At 74.3% G+C, this 4,184-nt stretch carries 3 protein-coding genes; 1 reads left to right on the top strand and 2 read right to left on the bottom strand.

Features of this window, described 5'->3' with window-relative positions:
• Window positions 1-771 precede the first annotated feature (771 nt).
• Entirely contained in the window at window positions 772-2,529 is a 1,758-nt protein-coding gene (locus NQ160_RS19700) for an ATP-dependent helicase (RefSeq protein ID WP_257516804.1), read from the bottom strand.
• Window positions 2,526-3,437, bottom strand: coding sequence for an NAD(+) diphosphatase (gene nudC / locus NQ160_RS19695; RefSeq protein WP_257516803.1), 912 nt, complete (start codon window positions 3,435-3,437; stop codon window positions 2,526-2,528). The genes NQ160_RS19700 and nudC overlap by 4 nt, the downstream gene beginning before the upstream one ends.
• Window positions 3,438-3,502: 65 nt before the next feature.
• On the opposite strand from nudC, the gene NQ160_RS19690 reads away from it, so the two are divergent.
• Window positions 3,503-4,184: phosphotransferase (locus NQ160_RS19690; protein WP_257516802.1), on the top strand; the 682-nt coding region annotated here is incomplete at its 3' end.

Below are 4,184 nucleotides of genomic sequence, written 5' to 3'. Positions count from 1 at the left end.
TCTCGTCTCCTCCTCCCCAGGCCGCTCAGGCGGCCGCGGGCAGGAGCGATCTGTGGACAGCGGGGACGGCGGACGACGCACCGGCGCACAATCGGGTCATGCTTCACCTCGACCCCCGCCATCCGCCGCTGTGGCGCAGCGCCACGAGCCTGCAGTTCGGCACCGAGCCCCTCGCGGTCATCGACCACCTGGCGCCCTGGCAGGAGCGCATGGTCGCGGCGCTGGTCAACGGCATCCCCGCCAGCGCCTACGACGCCTGCGCGCGGGCGTTCGGCGCCGACGCCCCGGCGGCGGCGGAGCTGCGGCTGCTGCTGTCGCCGGTGCTGCGCGACGGCGACGATCCGCCCGCCCGGCCGGTGCGCCTCGAGCTGCCCCATGATCTGCCGCCGCGCATGGCCGAGGTGCTCACCGACGCGTTCATCGAGGCCGGTGCCGCGCCCGAGGCGGCGCCGTGGTGGGACGTGCCGGCTCTCCCCGTGGGCGGCGGCGCCCCCGTGGTGGCGGTCGCCGCGCACGTGCTCGATCCGCGGCGCACGGCGCGCTTCATGCGCGACGACATCCCGCACCTCCCGGTCGTGCTCGCGCATGACCGCGTTGACGTCGGGCCGTCCGTTGTGCCGGGGGTGACCGCCTGCACCGCGTGCACGCACGCCCACCGACGCGATGCCGACGAGGCCTGGCCCGCGATCGCCGCGCAGCTGCTCACCCTCCCGGCACCGCAGACGCCGCGGGGCATGCTGTACGACGCCGCCGCTCTCGCCGTTCGGCTGCTCAGCGCCGGGCCGGACCGCGCGGGCCGGTCGGCGACGATCCGCGGCCGCCGCGGGCGGGTGACGTGGCACGCGAATCCGCCACACGAAGCGTGCCTGTGCCGATCTCACGCACGAAGCGCGACACCGCTCGCTCCCGTTGTCCCGTTCCCCGTGCCCACGACAGCGACAGTGTCCGCGCGGCGCGCGTGATGCCCACGTACGCCAGCCTGCGCTCCTCGTCGATGGTCTCGGGGGTGTTCGCGTACGAGATCGGCAGCAGTCCCTCGGCCATGCCGATGAGGTGCACGTGGTCCCACTCCAGACCCTTGGCGGCGTGAAGGGTCGCCAAGGTCACGGTGCGCAGCGCGGGCTCGTGCTGGTCCTTCGCACGAGCTATCAGGTCGTCGGTGAAGGCGCGGAGGGTCGTTCCCTCCCGGGATTCCTCGGCAAGGCGCAGGATCGCCGCCCGCGCTTCCCAGGCATCCCGCACCGCGCCGCCTGCCGGCGGCGGCTCGTCGGTCAGCCCGGCGCGACGCAGGATGTCGCGCACCGTCGGCAGGAACGCGGTGTCCAGGGGCGCCACCGTCGCCGCGCGCAACTCGAGGATCGCCTGACGCACCTCGGGCAGGTCGAAGAAGCGCTTGCCCCCCAGCACGGTGGCGGGGATCTGCCGCTCCGCGAGGGCGGTGAGGATCGGCGCGGACTGCGAATTGGCCCGATAGAGCACCGCGATGCTCTCGGGGTCGACGCCTGCCGCGAGCTGGGCGGCGACCGCCCGCGCGACGCCCGCCGCCTCGGCGGCGTCGTCGGGGTAGGTCGTCACGGTGGGCATGGGTCCCGGCTCGTCGCCGGCGGCCGACACCAGCGCGAGGGCGCCGGGCCGGTCGCGCATGAGCTCGTTGGCCACCGCCAGCACGGCGGCATCCGACCGGTAGTTGCGTTCGAGTCGCACCACGCGCGCATCGGGATGCCGCTCGGCGAACCCCACCAGGAACTGCGGGTCAGCGCCGGCGAACGAATACACCGTCTGGCTGGCGTCGCCCACGACGCAGAGGTCGCGGCGCTCCCCCAGCCACAGCTCCAGCAGCCGGTACTGCACCGGCGACACGTCCTGGAACTCATCGACGGTGAAATGACGGTACTGCTCGCGAACCGCGGCGGCCACGTGCGGCTCGGTCTCGATCATGCCGGCGCACGCGAGGAGCACGTCCTCGAAGTCCAGCTGGCGTCGCTCGTCTTTGAGCTTCTCGTACGCGCGCTGCAGGTCGACCACCTGCGACAGGTCGAGTCCCGCGACCCCGCGCGGGCGCGCGACGGCGTACTCCTCGATGCTGCGCATCGTGACCTTGCGCCACTCGATCTCGGCGGCCACGTCGCGCAGCGCCATCGGCCCCGGATCGAACCCCAGTGTGTCTGCGGCGTGGGCGAGCACGCGCACCTTGCCGTTGACGATCGACGGCGCGCTGCCGCCCGCGAGCTGCGGCCAGAAGAAGTTCAGCTGCGCCAGGGCCGCCGCGTGGAAGGTGCGGGCGGCGACGCCCGGCACACCGAGCGCCCGCAGCCGGCCACGCAGCTCTCCGGCCGCCTTGGTGGTGAAGGTCACCGCCATGACGCGCGAGGGCGAGTAGGCGCCGGTGTCGACGCCGTGGGCGATGCGGTGTGTGATGACCCGCGTCTTGCCCGTGCCGGCACCGGCGAGCACGCATACCGGTCCCCGCAGCGCGGTGGCCGCCTGCAGCTGCGCGTCGTCCAATCCGGCGAGGGGAACGATGCTCACGTGCGCCCCTCGAACCAGTCGGTGATGAGGCGGTGGGCGATCGACGCAGTGCCCGGCAGCAGCACGTCGCCACCACCGGCGAGGGCCTCGGCGATCTCGTCACGGGTGAACCAGCGCACGGCCACGATCTCGTCGCCGTCGGCGCGCGCCGCGTGCTCATCATCGGCCACGGCGTGGAAGCCCAGCATGAGCGAACGCGGATAAGGCCAGGCCTGCGACCCGCCGTATCGCAGCTCGCTCAGCCGCACGCCGGCCTCTTCATGCACCTCACGCTCGACAGCGGACTCCAGCGACTCCCCCGCCTCGACGAAGCCGGCGAAGGTGGAGTAGCGGTTGTGCTGTGCCCACATCGCGTTGGATCCGAGCAGCAGTCGCTGCCGGTCCGCGCTGGTGACGGCGACGATGACGGCGGGGTCGGTGCGGGGGAAGTGCTCGCGGCCGCAGCCCTGGCACGTGCGCGCCCAGCCGGCGGCGTGCACGCGGGTCACCGCGCCGCACGCGGGGCAGAACGGGGCCTCCAGCAGCCACCGTCCGAGACTCAGCGCGGCGACGAAGGCGTCGGCGTCGGCGCTGCCGAGCTCACCGCCCACCGCGCGAAGGGCGCCCCAGGTCTCGGCGACGGCGGGAGCCTCGGCGTCGGCCGGGGTCGCCGCGAGCAGCAGCGGCACGCCGGCGCCGTCGCGCCCGAGGAAGGCCCAGGTCGCCTCGGAGCCGACTTCGTGCGGGCGCAGCCAGCGGAGGGCCCCGTCCGCTGCCAGCGGCGCACGGTCACCGTGCACCACGAGCACTCGGGCGTCGGGTCGCGCGCGGGCATCGTCGAGCAGGCCTTCCACAGCGCGTTCGTGCGCAGCGCGGTCGAGCCCGATATGCACGGGCGACGCGGGGTGCGGGCTCTCGGGCACCGTCATCCGGGACCTCTCTTGCGGGCGTGGCGCGGGGGTGAACGGAGCGCGCGCGACCTACCCTGGGGGGCATGGCACGCTCTCCCCTCACTTTAGCCGCGTCAGTCACGTCGGCCCTTCCCCGGGTCGCCGTCGTCGGGGTCGGGGAGCTGACAGAGAGCGCCGCCGGCCGCTTCGATTCGGCGGTGGCCGACCTCGACGACGGCCGCCGCGTGGTGGTGCGGGTGGCCAACTCCGCCGAGGCCGCCGACGAGCTGGTCGCCCAGGTGCGCGTGCTGCGGGCCCTGTCGGCCGGGGTGCGCGGCGTGCTGCCCTTCCGCGCTCCCGAGGTGCTGGGCGAAGCAGGCCTCGGCGGCTCACGGGTGTTCGTGTCCGACCTGCTGCCGGGCTACCGCGTCGAGGCGGCCCATGTGCCCCCAGGGCGCGGCGTCGCCACGTCGCTGGGCGCCGCGATCGCCGACATCCACGGCCTGCCCATCTCGGTCGTGCGCGATGCGGGCCTTCCCGCCCGCACCCCCGCGCAGGTGCGCGACGAAGCCGAACGGATGCTGGATCGGGCCGAGGCCACGGGGCTGCTCCCCTTCGCCCTGCTGCGGCGATGGAGCACGGCCCTCGCCGCGGACGAGCTCTGGCGGTTCGAGGCCGCCGTGACGCTCGGCGGGGCCGAGCCCACCGCCTTCCTGCTCGAAGACGTCGACGACGTCCCCACCGTCACCGGCCTGCTGGACTGGCACGGCCTGAGCGTGGGCGACC

It is taken from the genome of Microbacterium sp. zg.Y909 (genome assembly GCF_024626565.1).
This window is presented reverse-complemented; position numbering and strand designations above follow the sequence as displayed.